A 17,398-nucleotide genomic window follows, 5' to 3' on the forward strand; every position below is an offset into this window, starting at 1 on the left:
GGCGGGCTCAGTCCTCTAGCAAGGCCGCAACCAGATCGGCCAGCTTCTCGGCGGCCCGCTCGGGCGCAACGGATCTGGCGGCGTTTGCGGCACCTGCCAGCCAATCAGGATCATTCAATCGCGGCAACAGCATGGCAGCGGCTTTTTCAGGTGTTGCCTCCGCTTCGAGGAGCAAATCCGCTGCGCCCGCGGCGACCAGCGTTTCGGCATTGATTCGCTGGTGGTCATCCATGGCGATGCCGAGGGGGACGAGCAGCGCCGGGCGGCCGATGACCGCAATCTCGGTCACCGACGACGCGCCCGACCGGGAGATCACATAATGGCTCTTCGCCGTTCGTTCCGGCAGGTCGGTAAAGAAGGGCGCAAGCTCCGCCCTGATACCCGCCGCCTCATAGACACCGGCGACCGTCTCACGATCCGCCTCGGGCACCTGATGGGTGACCTCCAGCCGTGCGCGTAGCTCATCCGGGAGGCTGGCCAGCGCCGGAGCGAAGACCCGTCCGAACAGGGCCGCGCCCTGACTGCCGCCAAAGATCAGCACCCGCAGCACGCCGCTGGGCCGCGGCGCATCGTAAGGGATATCCGCCGCCTTTCGCACCGCATCGCGGACCGGATTGCCTGTCTCGACAAGCTGGCCTTTCATCTCGGGCAGGCGGTCAAGCCGGGGAAAACCATGCGCGACGATATCGGCGCCTGGCGCCGCGCGGCGATTGACCCGGCCGAGAACCGCATTCTGTTCGTGTACCGCAAAAGGGAGGCGCAGCGTCCTTGCCGCGAACAGGCCCGGCGCGGAAGGATAGCCGCCAAAGCCGACAACGGCATTGATTTTTTCCTGCTTTAACGCCCGCCTTGCGGTGCGCAGGCCCCGGAACATCGCCCAGGCCATCTGCGCCTTGGCGACGGGACCTTTGACATTGGGATTGGCCGCTTCAAGCAGGACGATCCGGTCGGCAGGAAAGCCGTCCGTATAGCGAAGGCCCCGCTCATCGGTCAGGAGGATCACGCGCCAGCCGCGCGTCTTTGCTTCTTCGGCAAGCGACTGGGCCGGGAACATGTGCCCGCCCGTTCCCCCTGCGGCGAGGGCCAGTATGTGTGTCACGAAAGCGGCTCCTGCCGCCTCGTCAGGGCAAGGAGGAGGCCAGCGGTCAGGGCCGCTGCGATCAACGACGAGCCGCCATAGGAAATGAACGGCAAGGTCATGCCTTTGGCCGGCAGGACGCCCAGCGTGACGCCGATATTCACCAGCGCCTGAAACGTCAGCTGGGCAGCAAGCCCGACAATGGCGCAGCGCACGAAAAGGCTCTGCGCCCGCGCGGCATGATAAAGGCAGCGCATCGCAATCGCGCAGAAAATCCCCAAGACGATCAGGCAGAGAAGGAAGCCGAATTCCTCACCCGCGACAGCAAAGATGAAATCCGTATGCGCATCGGGCAGATGCGTCTTGACGCTGGGGTTGTTGGCAAAGTCATGGCCGATGAGCCCGCCGCCTGAAATCGCACCAAGTGCCGTATCCACCTGATAGGTGTCGCCTGTATCAGGCGACAGGAACCGGTCGATGCGGCTCTTGAAATGCGGCGCGAAGCGATAGCCGAACAGAAGGATGCCGCCGACAAATCCGCCGAGCCCGGCAATCCATGCCCAGCTCCACCCGGCCACGAAAAAGATCGTGCCCCACATTGCGGTCAGCAGCAGGAGTTGGCCGTAATCGGGCTGGAAGATCAGCACGACAACGGCAATCAGATAAAGCCCCAGCGAGATGCCGCCCCCGGGGAAGCGCTGATCACGATATTGCTCGGCCAGCAGCCAGGCGGTGACGACGGCAAAGCCTGGCTTGAAGAATTCAGAGGGCTGAAGGCTCACCCCGCCAAAGGTCAGCCACCGCGTCGAGCCCTTGATCTCCGGCCCGATGATCAGGGTCGCAAAAAGAAGGAGCAGCGCGCCTGCGCCGATCAGGATGCCTGCGCGCCGGACCTGATCGAGCGACAACAAAGAAGCGCCGAACATGACCAGCATGGCCGGAATGACAAAGACAAGCTGGCGCTCAACGAAGTGAAACGGATTGTCGATCCCCTTGCGCATCGCGGCCACGGGACCGGCTGCCGTACAAAGAACGATGCCGATCAGAACGAGTGCTCCGAACAAAGCGAGCAGTGTCCGGTCGGTCCGCTCCCACCAGTCTTTGAGAACAGCGAGGCGAGCCGAGGGCGCCCCCATCAGAAGATCATGCATGGAGGGCCTGCCTTTCCATCCGGTCGGAAACGAGTTTCCTGAACTCGTCGCGGCGATATTTCCCCGCTAGTGGCGCGACCCCCGGCGCAAAAAGAACAACTGGAGCGGCATCTTCCGCCCCTACATCTCGGCTCGCGGCGGCATCATCGCACGCTGCCTTGAAAGCCTGCGCCAGCGGGCTGACCCCTTCGCCATCTTTCGTCTGCTCGCCCAGCAGATAGCTGCCGACCGCGCCGTCGCCGATCTGCTCGCGCGTGCCGGCATCGCCGCCGATCCAGAAAACATTCGGGCACGCATTGATGGCCCGTTCGGCAGCCGCCGGATTACTGGCATAGCTGTCATCGATGAAGACGATGCCGTCGGCTGCGCCTAAGCATTCGAACCGCCCGGCCAGTCCCTCATAGGAATGAAGCGACTTGATGATCATGGCGGGTGGAATGCCGATCGACAGGCAGGCGGCAATGGCGGCGGCGGCATCCTGATTGAAATGCGCGCCAAGGAAGCCTTTCGCGCGAGAGAAATCACCAAGGCTTTGGGTCTTGCCACGCTGGATCGAATAGGCCGCGCCCTCCAGCACGAAGACCCCGTGCCCGATGGTTGCCTCGCCCGAGACAGGGATGATCTGGCCCTTGCCGTCGGCATCGCCCTTGCCGGACCGCAGGATGGTGCAGACCTCCTGCCCGATCGGATCATCGACCCCGATAATAGCCGTGCCGCCTACGGCCCGCGCACGACAGATGCGGATCAACGCCCGCATGGCCAGCGCAATCTCCGTACTCTGACGGGGACCGGCGGCATTAAGAAGGATGGGGATGTCGACGGTCAGAGAGCGCATCCCAGCAAGGCGTCGCACCGGCACTTCGAGAAGATAGACCCGGCCTGGCGACGGCGCATCAAGCGCAAGCGGCGGCTGGCCGAGATCGCCACCGATTGAAACGTCCCAGCCCTGCTCATCAAGGATATGCGAGATGATCGATATCGTGACGGATTTACCGGCGGCACCGGTCACCGCGATGACCTTGATATCGTCGCGCAGCCCGCTTTCGGCGAGCGCCTCGCCGAAGAGATCAAGCTCTGTATAGACGGGGATCTTCAGCTCCCCGGCCCGCTCGGCCACGCCGCGCGACAGCCCGCCCCGGCCGCCATCGGCGAGGATCACGGCCGTCATCTCTTCCATCGGCCAGACCCGCGGTGGCACGCAATCGCCGGGCGTTTCCTTGCGCCGCAGCGTATGGGCATCCCAGGCATAGACTTCCGCTGCCCCGCTCGCGTGCAAACTTGCCACCGCAGCGCGGCCTCCGGGCCCAAGACCCAGAACCCCCACCTTCTGGCCGGCAAATTTTTCGAGCGGGATCATTTTCGTCGCCTTCTACCTGATTTTCAGTGTGCTGAGCCCGATCAGCGCGAGGATCACCGCGATGATCCAGAAACGGATCACGATGGTCGATTCGCGCCAGCCGAGCTGTTCGTAATGGTGGTGGATGGGGGCCATGCGGAAGACCCGCTTGCCGGTCAGTTTGAACGACGCGATCTGGATCATCACCGACAGCGCTTCGAAGACAAAGAGCCCGCCGATGATGGCGAGGACCACCTCGTGCTTGGTCGCCACCGCAATCGCGCCCAGCGCCCCGCCGAGCGAGAGGGAGCCCGTATCCCCCATGAAGATCATGGCAGGCGGCGCGTTGAACCACAGGAAGCCGAGCCCGGCGCCGACAATCGCGCCGCAGATGATGGCCAGCTCCCCGACCCCCGGCACATAAGTCAGGCCGAGATAGTCGGTATAGTCGATCCGCCCGACGAGATAGGCAATCAGCATGAAGCTCGCCGCTGCGATCATCACCGGCACGATGGCGAGCCCGTCGAGCCCGTCCGTCATGTTCACCGCATTGGATGACCCGACAATCACGAAACCGGTAAAGGGAATGATGAAAAGCCCGAGCGGGATCATCGCGTCTTTCAGGAACGGCAGAGGCACGCGGGTCGCAATCGCATTGTCGATGCTTGGCTCATTCGAGAGCACCCAGAAACAGAACCACGCCGCGCCAAAAGCAATCAGGAACTGGAAGATCAGCTTGAAGGAGCCGACGACCCCCTTGGTGTTCTGCTTAGCGACTTTGAGATAATCGTCGAGGAAGCCAAGCAGGCCAAAACCCATGGTGACGGCCAGAACCATCCACACATAGGGATTGTTAAGCGGCGCCCAGAGCAGAACGGCGATCAGCATGCTGAGCAGGATCAGCACCCCGCCCATTGTGGGCGTGCCAGCCTTCTCGATGATGTGGCTCTGCGGGCCGTCCTGACGAATCGGCTGGCCCTTGCCCTGCTTGACCCGCATCCAGCGGATCAGCGGCGGGCCGATGATAAAGGAGATCAGCAGCGCGGTCATGATCGCGCCGCCGGTGCGGAAGGTGATGTAGCGGAAGACGTTGAACAACGCGACGTCGTCTGCAAGCGGGGTGAAGAGATGATAGAGCATGGCCGCCCGCTACTCCGGTCGCACGTGCTTGGCTAGGAAACTTGCCAAAACTGCCCCGATTCCCGATGCATTGGAGCCCTTGAAGAGAACGATATCTCCGGCGCGGAGGTCTTTTGCGATTTCGTCCTCAAGACCGGCGGCATCTTCGGACCAGCCCGCGAGCATATTGGTCGCAAGACCGTCCTTGAGAGAGGTCATGTCCTTGCCCGCCAGCCAGACCTGATCGACGCGGGCCTGCGCGATCGGCACGGCCAGTTCGGCATGAAGGGCAGCCGCGCTTTCGCCCAGCTCCTTCATCTCGCCGAGGACCGCAATCCGGCGCCCGCCCGGCCCCGGCTGCATCCCGGCGAGCACCGACAGGGCCGCCGCCATTGAGGCAGGGTTCGCGTTATAGGCTTCATCGAGAATGGTCAGTGTGCCGCCCTCGACCTCAATCTTGTGCTGGGCGCCCCGCCCCTCACCGGCTCGGAATTTCTCAAGCCCCTGAATCACCTGTTTGATCGGCAGGCCGATGGCGTGGCCCGCTGCGATCACGGCCAGCGCATTCATCGCCAGATGCTTGCCCGGCGAGGACAGCATCAGATCATGCGTCTCGCCATCGAGCTGGAAAATGACGGTGCTGCCCCCGGCATAGCCCTGATATTCGGTCAGCATGACACCGGCTTCCGCCGCACCAGTCTCACCGAAGGGGATGATATGCCGGACACCATGGCTGCGCGCTTCTTCTGTGAGGAAACCGGCATAGTGGCTGTCAGAGGGCAGGATCGCCGTGCCGCCGGGCCGCAGACCCGAGAGGATTTCGGCCTTAGCCGCGGCGATCTCATCGACGGAGGCAAAATGCGCCAGATGCGCCGGGGCAATCGCGGTGATGATCGCGGCATGCGGACGAACCAGCCCGACCAGCGGCGTGATCTCGCCTGAATGGTTCATGCCGATCTCGAAAACGCCGAAATCCGAATCAGACGGCATGGAGGCCAGCGACGCAGGCAAGCCTAAGTGATTGTTGAAGCTCTTCTCAGCGGCATGGACTTGCCCGAAGGGCGAGAGTGCCGCGCGCAGCATTTCCTTGGTCGTCGTCTTGCCGACCGAGCCCGTAACCGCGACCAGCTTGCCGAAATGGCGATCCCGCGCCGCAGCCCCGAGCGCGCCCAGACCATCGAGCGTGTCCGCGACCTGCAAGAGCGGCAGGCCCGCCGGGGCATCGCCCGGCACCTTGGAGACAAGCGCCGCGCCTGCGCCTTTTTCTGCCGCGACCCCGAGGAAGTCATGTCCATCCCGCGCGCCTTCCAGCGCGACGAACAAATCGCCGGGCTTCAGCGTGCGGGTGTCAAAGCTGATCCCGCGCACCTGCCAATCCGCCTCGCCGACCAGCTTGCCTCCCGTGGCAGCCGCCGCCTCGTGAGACGACCAGAGCGGACTTGTGGATAGCGGATAGGACATCAGGCATTCACCTCGCCAAGAAGCTTTGCGGTGACGTCGACATCATCAAAGGGATAGGTCACCGTGCCGATCGTCTGGCCCTGTTCGTGACCCTTGCCCGCCACCAGCAGGACATCGCCGGGCGCAAGGCCCTTGATCCCTTCTTCTATTGCTTCGCGGCGCCCCGCAATGACTATCGCATCGGGTGCGCCCTTGGCGACTTCGTCACGGATCGAGGCAGGATCTTCCGTTCGCGGATTGTCATCGGTGATGATCACCCGCTCGGCACCTTTCGCCGCAGCCGCCGCCATCAGCGGACGTTTCGCCCGGTCACGATCCCCGCCTGCGCCAAAGACGACATGCAGCCGCCCTTCCGTATGCGGGCGGATCGCGGCCAGCGCCGTCTCGATCGCATCCGGCGTATGAGCAAAATCGATATAGGCCGCCGCTTCCCCGCCGCCGGAGAAGACCCGCGTCCCGGCGCGCTGCATCCGGCCCGGCGCCGCAGAGAGATCCGCGAGATGCTCAATGACTTCCTCGCCGTCAAAGCCGGTGACGATGGCAAGCCCAGCGGCGACCAGCGCATTGTCCGCCTGGAACGCCCCGATCAATGGCAGCTCCAATGTCCGTCGTACCGCCTTCCAGCTCAGCGTCACCCGCAATCCGTCCGTTGTCGGCACAAGATCATGCAGGATGATATCCTCGCCCTTGCGTCCGACGGTGAAGACCTGCCGCCCAGCGGCGCGGGTCTCTTCTGCGGCCCTTTGTGAGCCCGGCCCGTCCATATTGATGACTGCGACCCCGTCCTTGGGCATCAGCTCCGTCAGCAGGCGGAGCTTCGCCTGAAAGTAATCCTCGAAATCCGGGTGATAATCGAGATGGTCCTGCGTGATATTGGTGAAGGCGGCATGGGAGAAATGAATGCCGTCTGCCCGGAACTGGCTGAGCCCGTGCGAAGAGACTTCCATCGCCAGATGCGTCGTTCCCATGGTCGTCATGGTAGAGAGGATCTGGTGGATCTCGACCGGATCGGGCGTTGTGTGCCGCAGGGCATATTCATAGCCCGGCGCGAAGGCCCCGAGTGTGCCGAGCGTGCCCGCTTTCACCCCGAAGGCAGACCAGAGCTGCTGGGTAAATCTGGCAACGGAGGTTTTCCCGTTGGTACCGGTGATCCCAACCACCGTGCGCGGCTGGCCTTCATGAAAGCTCATCGCGATCTGGGCGAGGGTCAGGCGCGGCTCTTCGCTTTCGATGACCGGCACTTCTGCTTCGGTCCCCGGCACGGCAAGAACTGCCACCGCACCTGCAGCCACCGCATCAGGGATGAACCTCCGGCCATCAACCTGCGTGCCGGGAAGCGCCGCAAATAGATAGCCGGGCTTCACCGCCCGCGAGTCCGCCGTAATGCCTGTAATTTTCACATCCGGCAGCCGCCGGGCCAATGTCGTCAACTCTTGTAGCGGCTTCACCGCAACGCCTCCTCCAGCAAACCAGTTAGCGGGTCCGCCTGATGGTCCAGCTCCGCTATCTCGGCACGCCGCAATCCCAGGAACCCATCAAATGCCACATCGTCCCCCACCGGCATCACCCCTAACGCCGGTGCGGCCCGTTCGACCACCCGCCGGAAGACGGGTGCGGCCACATAACCCGCCGTCGCATAGCCATAAGTGGCTTTCGTTCCAGCAGGTTCGTCGATCGAAACCAGCAGCACATATTTCGGGTCATAGCCCGGAAACGCGCCAATAAAGCTCGAAACGAGCTCCCCATTCTCTTCATCATAACCGCCCGCCTGCGGTTTGTCGGCGGTCGCTGTCTTCCCGATGACGTAATAGCCATCGAGATCTGCATTGCGGCCCGTCCCGTCAGTCACCGCGCGGCGCAGGATGATGCGCATCTGGTCGCTGGTGTCCTTTGAGAAGACCTGCGCGCCCTTCTGCTCATGCCCGGCGATGAACGTCGGCACACGGTATTCACCGCCATTGACGACAGCGGCAAAGGCGGCGGCAAGCTGGATCGGTGTCACCGCAATGCCGTGGCCGTAAGACGTGGATGCGAGCTCCGCAGGACGCCATGCGCTTGAGTAGGCAGGCGCCTGCATCTCTGGCAGCTCGGTCTGAAGAGCCGTTGTCAGATGCAGTTGGGACAGGCTGTCCTCAAAGGCTTCCGCGCCAAGGCGCTGGACAATCTGCACCGTCCCGATATTGGAGGAGTGCTGAATGATCTCCGACACGCTCATCACCGGCTTCTTGCGGCTGTAATCCTTGATCTCCCAGCCGCCGACCTTGATAGGGCGTGAGACATCAAAACTGTCGCTCATACGGATGACGCCGCGATCAAGTGCGGCCGCCACCGTGATCGGCTTGAAGGCAGAGCCCAGCTCATAGCGGTCAGCCATGGCGCGGTTGCGCCAATGCGCTGCCGGTACATCGCCCGGTGCATTCGGGTTGAAATCGGGCAGGCTCGCAAGGGCGGCAACTTCGCCCGTATGCACATCAATCATGACGCCCCAGCCGGCCTTGGCCGAGAAGGTCTCGATGGCGCCCGCCAGTTCCTCCTCAAGGATCTGCTGCGCGACAAGGTCGATGGACAGCCGCAGGGGCTCTTTCGCTGTTGTCCCGAAAGCATCGCTTTCAAGCGCCGCCTCGACACCAATCGCGCCGCCCCGGCCCGGAATCGTATAGCCCGTCACATGCGCGGCGAGCCCCTTTTGCGGATAGACCCGGCCCATGGTTTCAGGAAAGCGCATCCCCGGCAGGCCGAGCGCGATGATCGCGGCACGCTGCTCCTCGCTGATCGTGTCCGTTACATGCGCGTATTTATGCGCCGCCAGCCGGTCTCGCAGGCGGTATTCATCTGCTTGCGGAAAAATCCGGGAGACCCCGCGTAAGGTCTCTTCGACATCCCAGACCTCCCGACCATCAATTGCAAAGCCGGTCAATTTCGCATTCATGATCAGGGGGCGGCCATCACGGTCCGTGACCTCACGGCGTGGCCCTTCGGCCTCAACGACGCGGCGAAGGGTGGGATCTTCGCCCACAAAGAACGAGACCTGCACCAGCCGGGCAGCAAGCAGCGCAAAGGCACAAGCAAACAGGCCCGCCGACAAGCCTATGCGGCGCCCGCCCTCGGCCGGCACCACACGCGATTGCGGCGGTTTGCAGGGCCGCCGGTCATCATAGACGCAGCGGACCGAAATCTGTCGCTTGAGCCCGTCTGCCCTCATTCGTTCACGGCCTTTTCAGTCAGAGTGGGATCCGCCATGCCGATGGCGTTGCCGATGACATCGGCATTCTTCGCAACCGGGCTTTCAATCTCTTCCGTCGGCATACCGATCACCTGCGCAAAGCGGCGATCATCGAGCAATTGCTCAGCACGCACCGTGCCCAGCGCCAGCTTGGAGGAATTGAGCTTTGACAGCCGGCTTGCCGATTCAAGGACTTCGACATCTAGCCGCGCCTTCTCGACCTCCGCACCCAGCCTTTCGGCCTCGCGGTCCAGCCGGTCGATTTCATCCTGGGATTTGCGCACCTGCGCCTCAGCATGAAAACGGCCCGCGGCAGCAAGGGCGAGGATGAGGGTGAGGAAGATCGCGATATATTTCATCTGTACTATGCCCAATCAGACTGGAGGGGAGAAAAAACCATTGGCGGGATGCCAAGCCCGGAGAGACGCGCATGATCCCACGCACGCGCTGGCTCACCGGTACGGATGGCCGCCCGCAGCCGCGCTGAACGCGCCCGTGGATTAGCAGCCATTTCGTCGGCAGACGGTTCAACCGCCTTGCCGGCAAGAGTAAAAGTCGGTGCTTCAGGCACGGCCATCGGCGCATGGCGCGAGCCGCCGCCAGACCGCCCCGCCACATCGGCAAGGAAGCGCTTGACGATCCGGTCTTCGAGCGAATGAAAGGAGACGGCGATCAGTCGCCCGCCTTCTTTTAGAACCTTCTCGGCGGCAATCAGCGCCCGCACGATCTGACCCAGCTCGTCATTGATGAAGATGCGAAGACCTTGGAACATCCGAGTCGCCGGATGGATCTTCTCGCGCGTGCCGAGCACCTTCTCAGCAATCGCGGCAAGCTGCGCCGTCGTCTCGATCGGCGCCTCTTCGCGGGCTTTCACGATGGCACGGGCAAGGTGGCGCGATTTGCGCTCCTCCCCATACTGATAGATCACATCGGCGATGTCGGCCTCGTCCGCCTGATTGACGAAATCAGAGACCGTACGCCCCTCGCCCATGCGCATATCGAGCGGTCCATCAAAGCGGAAGGAGAACCCGCGCTCTGGCTGGTCGAGCTGCATTGAGGAAACACCGAAATCGAACACCGCCGCATCGACAGGGCCAAGCCCGCGCGCGGTCAGCTCTTCTTCGAGCTGATCAAACGGGGCTTCGATCAGGGTCAGGCGCCCCGGAAACTCAGCCAGCAATTTTTGCCCGCCTGCAATCGCAGTCGGATCACGATCAAAGCCGATGACGTCCGCACCCGCCTCAAGAAAGGCGCGCGAATAGCCGCCCGCGCCGAAGGTGCCATCAACGATCCGCTCGCCCGGCGCGATTTTCGCGGCAGCCAGCACGGGGTCGAGAAGGACGGGAATATGCGCGCTCATTCCTTGCCCCTCCCTGCAATGGTCGAGGGCATGGACCGGGCGCGGATGATGTCGCGCTCGTCCTCGGTGAGGGAGGTCACAAGATCCCAGAGGTCATCGAGACACTCGCCCGGGCTCATCGTGAAGAATGGCCCCGCCCCAGCAAAGGCGACCTGCCCCTCAAGCCCGGCATGGTCGCGCAACTTCTTGGGCAGCACGATCCGGCCATTGTCATCGAAATAGAGCCGCTCGGTGAAGGCGGTGACGGCGCGCTCCATCGCGGCGCGCTTCTTCTCGAAAATGTCCTGCGTTGCGACGATCTCAAGATGGACGGTGACGAGGTCCGCCCCGCCGCAGATCAGCTCCGCATCGGAAAAGCTGGGACAGCAATACATCGACGACGCGGGGTCTTCGCTACCGGGCGCAAGATGGCGGCGAAAATCGGCCGGGACCGAAATCCGGCCCTTGGTGTCGATCTTGTTCTGCCAGCGCCCGACGAAGCGGGACGCATCGCGCAGGGACGTTGCCGCTGCTGTCGCCTCCACTTCGCTCATCTGCTGCCCTCGCCTGCCTTCGAATGCCCAGGATTGCCATCAGACGCCTTTGCGCGCCTTGAGATAGTCTTGGATGGGATATCATGGGCTGTCATGGGGCGCAATCAGGCGCTGCATTTGTGGAAAAATCCTTAACAGCCCTATGAATGCGGCCTCAGCAAGGCGCATCAACGCTAGGGAATGAAGGTTAAAAGGTCAGACGGCCGTGTAAGCCGGGTTCTGTCCCGCCGAGGCGGTGACGACCATTCATCTGGGACACACGCTTGCACGTGGCCTCAAGCAACCAACCCGGACAAGTAGCGCTGGCGGCGGCGCCGGCCGTACAGGCCACCCTGTCCCTATTCGGTTTTGCTCCGGGCGGGGCTTGCCATGCCCGTCCCGTTGCCGGGACGGCGGTGGGCTCTTACTCCACCTTTTCACCCTTACCGTCGCCGACTGGCGAAGGCGGTTCATTCTCTGTGGCGCTATCCCTTGGATCGCTCCAGCCGGGCGTTACCCGGCACCCTGCCGCCATGGAGCCCGGACTTTCCTCGAACCCGAAGGCCCGCGGCCGTCCGGCCATCTGACCCCCGACATGTCGAGCGGAGACGGCTTAAGGTCAAGTCCGTCATGACTTGACCTTAAGGGCGGCACAGCTTCCAACCTTGCGGATGACCTGGCGAGACCTCTTTCAGCGGCAGACGCTCAAGCGCCATCCAACAAAGCGCGACGCCTTCCGCGTGCTCAAGGAAAAGGGCGTGCCGGTGAAATCCGTCATCGATGTCGGCGTCCTGCACGGCACGCCGGATCTGATGTGGGGATATCCGGACGTCCCCCACCTTCTCATCGAGCCGGTTGCCGATTTCGCGTCGATCATCACTTCACGTTACGAGGCAGCAGGCGTGCCGCACCAGCTGATCCTTGCTGCCGCCTCCGACACTAAGGGCGAGCTGACCCTTCACCTCAAAAAGGATGAGGCTGCGGATATCACCCATGCGCGCGAGACCGCGCCCGCAGATGCGAGTGCCGATGCCGGCACGGTGAAAGTGACGGCCCGCCCGCTCGATGACATGCTCGCCGATCTCACTTTGCCGACGCCGCATCTTCTCAAGATCGATGTCGACGGCGCCGAGCTTCAGGTTCTCAAGGGCGCAGAGAAGGCTCTCGAATCCTGCTCCATCGTCTGTATAGAGACAGGCGTTTCAAACCTTTTCAAACGCTCCGTCCCGCTCGTCAGTGCAGGCTTTGGCCTCTTTGATATCGTCGATCTTTGCTATTATGACGACCGGCTGGCGCAGGTGGATCTCATTTTCATCCGCAAACAGCTTATCGCCGATCTCGGCATCGAGCTCTTCAAGGACGGATTTGACGACACGCTCTGGCAGTCGCTCTAGATATCCGATGGCGGCGGGCTTGCCGGGAAAACCTTTGACCCGGGAAGGACAAGTCGCCAGCTGAACCCCTCCGGATCATAGCTGACCTCAACTTTTCCCTCTAATGTGTGCTCCGCCATCTGACGAATAACGAATTCACCAAAACCACCTTCATCGGGAGCGACAACAGGCGGCCCGCCGAACTCGCGCCAAGTGATCTCCAGCGACGGCTTCTCGTCCTTGCCGAGCCGCCAATCGAGTTTCACCATCCCGGTTTCATTCGAGAGAGCGCCATGGGTGACAGCATTCAGCCCAAGCTCATGAAGCGCCATTCCTAGAGCAGACGCCGCCTTGTCTTCGATCAACACATGTGGACCGGTACAGAAAATCCGCTCATCGGCGCCGCCCTCCATATAAGGGTGCAGATGCGTCGCAAGCAGCGCCGTCATCGGCGCACAGCGCCATTCATGCTGCATCAGCAGGTCCTGATTGCGCGCCAATGACCCGATCCGGTCAGCGAATTTGTCGACGAACTGCCTATCTGTCGACGATTTACGGCCCGAGACGCGCGCCATGCTCTGCACCAGTGCCAGCATGCTTTTCGTACGTTGATGGGTCTCCCCCAATAAATAGCGCACCCGTTCTTCAGCCTGCTTGTGCTCGGTTATGTCGAGCAAGGCCAGCATCGCCGTTTTCGGAATCCGCTTGCCGGACCCCTTTTCTTCCGCGAATTCAACTTGCTTGCGAACATTCACCCAACGGATGATTTCGCCCTTTTTGTCGATGATCCGGTGCGTGATATCCATGACGTGGCCGGAGGTGGGATCGAACAGCTTGTTGAGCTGCGCCGTCACGGCCGCCCTGTCCCCCGGATAGATGCGGTTATGCAGATCGGAGCGGCTGATTTTTTCATCCGGGAGGAAACCGAAGAGCTCCGCCGCGCGCGGATCAAGAACAACCTCATCCCGCAAGTAATCAATCGTGCCAGTACCGAGACGCGCGACATCCACCGCAAGCGCCATAGTTTCGGGCGAAATTGTGGCGAATCGTGACGGAGGTTTGACGGTGGAGTTCATATAAACTTCCTGAACGGATCGTCATGATCATAACGAACCTTCGCAAACCCTGCGAGAGTGCGGGTTATAACATAGATCAATCTTGTGTGAGTTTTTCAAAATAGGGTCTCCCCGGAACTTGCCGGTGCTGGTCTATGTTTCAACTGCATGAGCCTGAACTTTGAAAATATCGACGCCCCCTGTGAGGATGTGAAAAGCTGTATTGCGGAGAAATTCCGCAGGATCGGCCTCATCTCGAATGAGCACCTTCGCCTGCTGGCGAAGTTTGAGGACAATCCGGCGGAGATCCGTGCCGGGACAGAAATTCTGTCGCAGGATAATCCGACCAATGAGTTCTTTGTGATCAACAAGGGCTGGGTTGTCAGCTCCATGAAGAACATCACCGGTGTGAACACCGTAATCGATATCCATCACCCCGGTGATATCGTCGGCGTCTCGCAACTGCCTTATGAAAGCTCGCCTTATAGTTCGGTGACGGCGACCAATTGCGTTATCTGCCCGTTTCCGCGGAACAGCCTTGATGACTTGCTCAAAATATCGCCGCGCCTTTCTGGCATGTTCCAGACCGTGTGCATGATCGAGCAGGCGATCTTGCATGACCGCATCGCGATGATGTCAGCCAGCGAAGCGCATGTGCGTCTGTGCCACTTCCTGTTGCAGACCTTCAGCCGCCTCAAATTCATGAATAGCGACCTGACGGACCGATTCTACTGCCCGCTGAACCAGCGGACGATTGGCGAGGCCATCGGCGTCACCAGCGTTCATGTCAGCCGGACCTTTGCCAAGCTGGCCGAGATGGGGCTGATCGAGCGGAACCGGAATTTCGTGCGCTTTGTCGACTGGCAGCGGGCGGTCAAATTCACCGGCTTCACCGACCGCTATGAGAATGTCGATGTTGCCTGGCTGCCGGACGCGTAAGCGCGTCTGGCTAGCCTCCCCTTCCCTAGACCCTCGACTAGCGCTACTCCCGCGCGATGACGAAAAATGCGCATCTGATCGGAATCTGCGGGGCCGGCATGTCGGCGGTCGCCCATCTTCTCCAGGAACAGGGCTGGGCCGTTAGCGGCAGTGACGAAGGCGCCTATCCGCCGGTCTCAACCTATCTTGAGAAGATCGGCCTTGAGCCGATGATCGGGCACCGGGCAGAGAATATCCCCGACCCGGTTGACCTCATCGTCATCGGCAAGCACGCAAAGTTGATCCCCGAAAGCAATGACGAAGTCCGTGCCGCGCTGGAGCAGCATAAGGACAAGGTCAAGAGCTTCCCTGAGGTGCTGGCCGACTTGACCGCGACTCGCGAGCGCATGGTAGTTGCCGGCTCATACGGCAAGTCGACCCTCACCACACTGATCACCCATTGCCTTGCCCATGCCGGCAAGGCGCCCGGCTGGTTCATCGGCGCCATTCCAAAAGGCTTTGAGCATTCGGCCAGCATGGGCGGCGACGGTCCGTTCATTTTCGAGGGGGACGAATATCCGAGCGCCAATTGGGACGACCGGTCGAAATTCCTGCATTATCTTCCGCAGACGGTGCTTCTTAGCTCCGCCACCCATGACCACGTCAATATCTATCCGACGCTTGCGAGCTACCACGCCCCCTTCCAGCAATTGCTGACCGGCCTAGCCGAACGGCAGGGCCAGCTGATCGCCTGCATGGATGAGCAGTATGCGGCGAATTTTCTTCATGCCTATCCCGGCCCGAAACTCAGCTATGGGCTTTGCAAGGGCTGCAATTACAGCGCGGCCAATATCGTGCTGGGCGATCCCGCGGCGGGTGAGCCGACGCGCTTTGACCTGCTGGTCGGCTATGAGGTCTATCCGGGGTTCACGACGACAGAACTGGGACGCCACGCCGTCCAGAATATCTGCGGGGCTGCCGCCTATCTTCTGGGTCAAGAGCTTCTGACCCCGGATGAGCTGCGCGCCGCCATTGCCGATTTCCGGGGGCTGAACCGCCGCCTTGACCGCAAAGCGCCCGCAAGCCGTCTCGTCATCTATGAGGGCTTCGGCTCATCTTACGAGAAAGCCCGCGCGGCGATCGGTGCGATCCGCGAGCATTACCCTGCCCGGCGCCTGACCGTGATGTTCGAGCCGCACACCTTCACCTGGCGCAATCGTGCCGCGCTCGGGCAATACGACACCGCCTTTGATGATACCGGTACGGTCTGGCTTTTTGCGCCCCCGACCCATGGCGAGGGCAGCCACGATCAGGCGAGCCTGGAGGAGATTGAATCCCGCGTCCGTGCCCGGCATTCTGACGTGCGCAGCTTCACCGGCGACGCCATGGGTGAAATCCTTGCCGATGCAGACCCGCAAGAGGACGTAATTCTGGTATTATCTTCAGGTAGTTTTGGCGGAAATCTCAGCCAGTTCCTGAAGGATGCGGAGACGCATTTCCCCAGCGATTGAAGCATTGCTTCCCCCCTTGGGGACCGTTAACCTCTTCCCCTGTGAAGAGGGGGCCAACATGAAATCTTTTGCCATTCTGGTGAGTGCCGCAGCGGGCCTTTTGGGCGCTGCTTTTGCCCAGCCGGTGACCGAACCGACAGGCGTCGTCCCCAATCTCTCTTTCGAGAATATCGAGCCGGTGATCCGCAGCTTTGATGAATCAATCACCACGGTGAACCAGAACGGCGTCCGCCTGATCCGGATCGAGAGCCGGGGCCGCGTCGTCCTTCTTCAGGAAAATGGCTGTACGCGCGGCGGCTGTGCGGGCCTGATGATCTTTGCCGGTTTCGATGAGACGACCGATCTTGAGACCATCAACCAGTTCAATGCGACAACACCCTCCCAGCGCGCCCTCCTCGATCAGGACGGCCGGGTCGTGCTTCTCCATTACGTGATCGGTGATTTCGGCGTCACCCGCGGCTCGCTGATCGTGAATATCGGCGCCTTCTTTGCCGGGATCGACAAATGGCAGGAAGATTTCTCGCGCGGCGTCCTCGTCAAATCGGTGAATTTCGATCCCCTGCTCGATGAGAATGCCATCGCCGAAAGCCATATTTCGCGCGAAGTGCTTGATTTGCTTTGGGAAGATCCCTCGCTCTATAATCAGGCCAAGACGCAGGAGGCTCGCTGATCATGCCCCGTTCCCTGACCGCCCTTTTCGCTGGCGTGATGGTCCTGATGCTGTCAGGCCCGGCTGCCGCGCAACTCGTCAGTGAACCGAGAAAACTGATCGGCATCAACTTCAACGATCTCGAAGCCCTCGCGGTTGAAAGTGGCTGGGGTACCGAGCGCATCACACAGGACGGCGACAGCGTACTCGTCGTCAATATCAAGGGCCGCCGGGTCGTGATGTGGCCGCGCGCCTGCGACAGCGAAGGCCGCTGCGGCGGGCTTTATCTCTTCTCGCTGATCCCGTCACAGGCATCCTCGGCGCTAACCAATGGGTTTAATGTTCAGTACAACCCCGCCCGCGCCACTTTGCGCGATGGGCAGGTCGTGCTCGACCGCTATATCATCGGCGATTTCGGTGTGACCCGTGGCGGGCTGTCGATCGAGCTGCAGGTACAGGCCCAGCTGATTGATGACTGGTGGGACTATGCCAAGGCGCACAAGATCCGCGGCACCGCCGTCTCTTTCAACCCGCTGCTTGAGGAGCTGCCGCCCGTGACGGCCGTGACCTCACATTTCGAAGATCTCAAATTTGCCGCCCCGCTGCTCGACCAGATCGCCAGCGGCAACGGCCCGCGTGACTAGGAGTCCCG

At 61.7% G+C, this 17,398-nt stretch carries 16 protein-coding genes and 1 other RNA gene; 5 read left to right on the top strand and 12 right to left on the bottom strand.

What is annotated here, in order from left to right:
- Window positions 1-7: 7 nt before the first annotated feature.
- The 11 genes from DX908_RS03040 to rnpB all read right to left on the bottom strand — a co-directional run bounded on the left by DX908_RS03040 (window position 8) and on the right by rnpB (window position 11,827).
- A complete protein-coding gene (locus DX908_RS03040) occupies window positions 8-1,099 on the bottom strand; it encodes a UDP-N-acetylglucosamine--N-acetylmuramyl-(pentapeptide) pyrophosphoryl-undecaprenol N-acetylglucosamine transferase (protein WP_147303719.1) in 1,092 nt (363 codons plus the stop codon).
- Complete coding sequence (locus tag DX908_RS03045; protein ID WP_199564566.1) at window positions 1,096-2,229, bottom strand: FtsW/RodA/SpoVE family cell cycle protein; 1,134 nt, start codon at window positions 2,227-2,229, stop codon at window positions 1,096-1,098. The genes DX908_RS03040 and DX908_RS03045 overlap by 4 nt, the downstream gene beginning before the upstream one ends.
- On the bottom strand, window positions 2,222-3,586 hold the full coding sequence (locus tag DX908_RS03050) for a Mur ligase family protein (protein ID WP_116390977.1): 1,365 nt from the start codon (window positions 3,584-3,586) through the stop codon (window positions 2,222-2,224). The genes DX908_RS03045 and DX908_RS03050 overlap by 8 nt, the downstream gene beginning before the upstream one ends.
- A gap of 12 nt (window positions 3,587-3,598) precedes the next feature.
- Window positions 3,599-4,705, bottom strand: a complete 1,107-nt coding sequence (gene mraY, locus DX908_RS03055) for a phospho-N-acetylmuramoyl-pentapeptide-transferase (protein ID WP_116390978.1) — start codon at window positions 4,703-4,705, stop codon at window positions 3,599-3,601.
- Between the two features lie 9 nt (window positions 4,706-4,714).
- Window positions 4,715-6,145, bottom strand: coding sequence for a UDP-N-acetylmuramoyl-tripeptide--D-alanyl-D-alanine ligase (locus tag DX908_RS03060; protein ID WP_116390979.1), 1,431 nt, complete (start codon window positions 6,143-6,145; stop codon window positions 4,715-4,717).
- Window positions 6,145-7,593, bottom strand: coding sequence for a UDP-N-acetylmuramoyl-L-alanyl-D-glutamate--2,6-diaminopimelate ligase (locus DX908_RS03065; RefSeq protein WP_116390980.1), 1,449 nt, complete (start codon window positions 7,591-7,593; stop codon window positions 6,145-6,147). Before DX908_RS03065 ends, DX908_RS03060 begins: the two co-directional genes overlap by 1 nt.
- A complete protein-coding gene (locus DX908_RS03070; protein WP_116390981.1) occupies window positions 7,590-9,347 on the bottom strand; it encodes a peptidoglycan D,D-transpeptidase FtsI family protein in 1,758 nt (585 codons plus the stop codon). The genes DX908_RS03065 and DX908_RS03070 overlap by 4 nt, the downstream gene beginning before the upstream one ends.
- Window positions 9,344-9,727: a hypothetical protein gene (locus DX908_RS03075; protein WP_116390982.1), complete on the bottom strand. Its 384-nt coding sequence runs from the start codon at window positions 9,725-9,727 to the stop codon at window positions 9,344-9,346. The genes DX908_RS03070 and DX908_RS03075 overlap by 4 nt, the downstream gene beginning before the upstream one ends.
- A gap of 5 nt (window positions 9,728-9,732) precedes the next feature.
- Entirely contained in the window at window positions 9,733-10,728 is a 996-nt protein-coding gene (gene rsmH, locus DX908_RS03080) for a 16S rRNA (cytosine(1402)-N(4))-methyltransferase RsmH (protein ID WP_116390983.1), read from the bottom strand.
- Window positions 10,725-11,261 carry a division/cell wall cluster transcriptional repressor MraZ gene (locus DX908_RS03085; protein ID WP_116390985.1) on the bottom strand — a complete coding sequence of 179 codons (537 nt, stop codon included), beginning with the start codon at window positions 11,259-11,261 and terminating at the stop codon, window positions 10,725-10,727. Before DX908_RS03085 ends, rsmH begins: the two co-directional genes overlap by 4 nt.
- Before the next feature lie 191 nt (window positions 11,262-11,452).
- Window positions 11,453-11,827: RNase P RNA component class A (gene rnpB, locus DX908_RS03090), an RNA gene on the bottom strand.
- A gap of 84 nt (window positions 11,828-11,911) precedes the next feature.
- Here rnpB and DX908_RS03095 point away from each other — a divergent pair.
- Complete coding sequence (locus DX908_RS03095; protein ID WP_116390986.1) at window positions 11,912-12,634, top strand: FkbM family methyltransferase; 723 nt, start codon at window positions 11,912-11,914, stop codon at window positions 12,632-12,634.
- Here the strand turns inward: DX908_RS03095 and DX908_RS03100 are convergent.
- Entirely contained in the window at window positions 12,631-13,689 is a 1,059-nt protein-coding gene (locus DX908_RS03100) for a sensor histidine kinase (RefSeq protein WP_116390987.1), read from the bottom strand. The genes DX908_RS03095 and DX908_RS03100 overlap by 4 nt on opposite strands.
- Window positions 13,690-13,836: 147 nt before the next feature.
- Between DX908_RS03100 and DX908_RS03105 the strand changes: the two genes are divergently transcribed.
- From DX908_RS03105 to DX908_RS03120, 4 genes are read left to right on the top strand one after another with little or no spacing between them, the layout of a single operon-like run.
- Window positions 13,837-14,607, top strand: a complete 771-nt coding sequence (locus DX908_RS03105) for a Crp/Fnr family transcriptional regulator (RefSeq protein WP_116390989.1) — start codon at window positions 13,837-13,839, stop codon at window positions 14,605-14,607.
- A gap of 56 nt (window positions 14,608-14,663) precedes the next feature.
- Window positions 14,664-16,097: a UDP-N-acetylmuramate--L-alanine ligase gene (locus DX908_RS03110; protein ID WP_116390990.1), complete on the top strand. Its 1,434-nt coding sequence runs from the start codon at window positions 14,664-14,666 to the stop codon at window positions 16,095-16,097.
- A gap of 58 nt (window positions 16,098-16,155) precedes the next feature.
- Window positions 16,156-16,767, top strand: a complete 612-nt coding sequence (locus DX908_RS03115; protein WP_158548451.1) for a YbjN domain-containing protein — start codon at window positions 16,156-16,158, stop codon at window positions 16,765-16,767.
- Window positions 16,768-16,769: 2 nt separating this feature from the next.
- Window positions 16,770-17,390, top strand: coding sequence for a YbjN domain-containing protein (locus tag DX908_RS03120; RefSeq protein ID WP_116390993.1), 621 nt, complete (start codon window positions 16,770-16,772; stop codon window positions 17,388-17,390).
- Window positions 17,391-17,398: the final 8 nt, after the last annotated feature.

This window comes from Parvularcula marina (assembly GCF_003399445.1).
GTDB lineage: Bacteria > Pseudomonadota > Alphaproteobacteria > Caulobacterales > Parvularculaceae > Parvularcula > Parvularcula marina.

Coding starts and splice junctions, on each gene's coding strand:
- DX908_RS03120 (WP_116390993.1), top strand. CDS start 16,770: ATGCCCCGTTCCCTGACCGCCCTTTTCGCTGGCGTGATGGTCCTGATG.
- DX908_RS03085 (WP_116390985.1), bottom strand. CDS start 11,261: ATGAGCGAAGTGGAGGCGACAGCAGCGGCAACGTCCCTGCGCGATGCG.
- DX908_RS03060 (WP_116390979.1), bottom strand. CDS start 6,145: ATGTCCTATCCGCTATCCACAAGTCCGCTCTGGTCGTCTCACGAGGCG.
- DX908_RS03050 (WP_116390977.1), bottom strand. CDS start 3,586: ATGATCCCGCTCGAAAAATTTGCCGGCCAGAAGGTGGGGGTTCTGGGT.
- DX908_RS03045 (WP_199564566.1), bottom strand. CDS start 2,229: ATGCATGATCTTCTGATGGGGGCGCCCTCGGCTCGCCTCGCTGTTCTC.
- rsmH (WP_116390983.1), bottom strand. CDS start 10,728: ATGAGCGCGCATATTCCCGTCCTTCTCGACCCCGTGCTGGCTGCCGCG.
- DX908_RS03100 (WP_116390987.1), bottom strand. CDS start 13,689: ATGAACTCCACCGTCAAACCTCCGTCACGATTCGCCACAATTTCGCCC.
- DX908_RS03095 (WP_116390986.1), top strand. CDS start 11,912: ATGACCTGGCGAGACCTCTTTCAGCGGCAGACGCTCAAGCGCCATCCA.
- DX908_RS03070 (WP_116390981.1), bottom strand. CDS start 9,347: ATGAGGGCAGACGGGCTCAAGCGACAGATTTCGGTCCGCTGCGTCTAT.
- DX908_RS03115 (WP_158548451.1), top strand. CDS start 16,156: ATGAAATCTTTTGCCATTCTGGTGAGTGCCGCAGCGGGCCTTTTGGGC.
- DX908_RS03110 (WP_116390990.1), top strand. CDS start 14,664: ATGACGAAAAATGCGCATCTGATCGGAATCTGCGGGGCCGGCATGTCG.
- DX908_RS03075 (WP_116390982.1), bottom strand. CDS start 9,727: ATGAAATATATCGCGATCTTCCTCACCCTCATCCTCGCCCTTGCTGCC.
- mraY (WP_116390978.1), bottom strand. CDS start 4,705: ATGCTCTATCATCTCTTCACCCCGCTTGCAGACGACGTCGCGTTGTTC.
- DX908_RS03105 (WP_116390989.1), top strand. CDS start 13,837: ATGAGCCTGAACTTTGAAAATATCGACGCCCCCTGTGAGGATGTGAAA.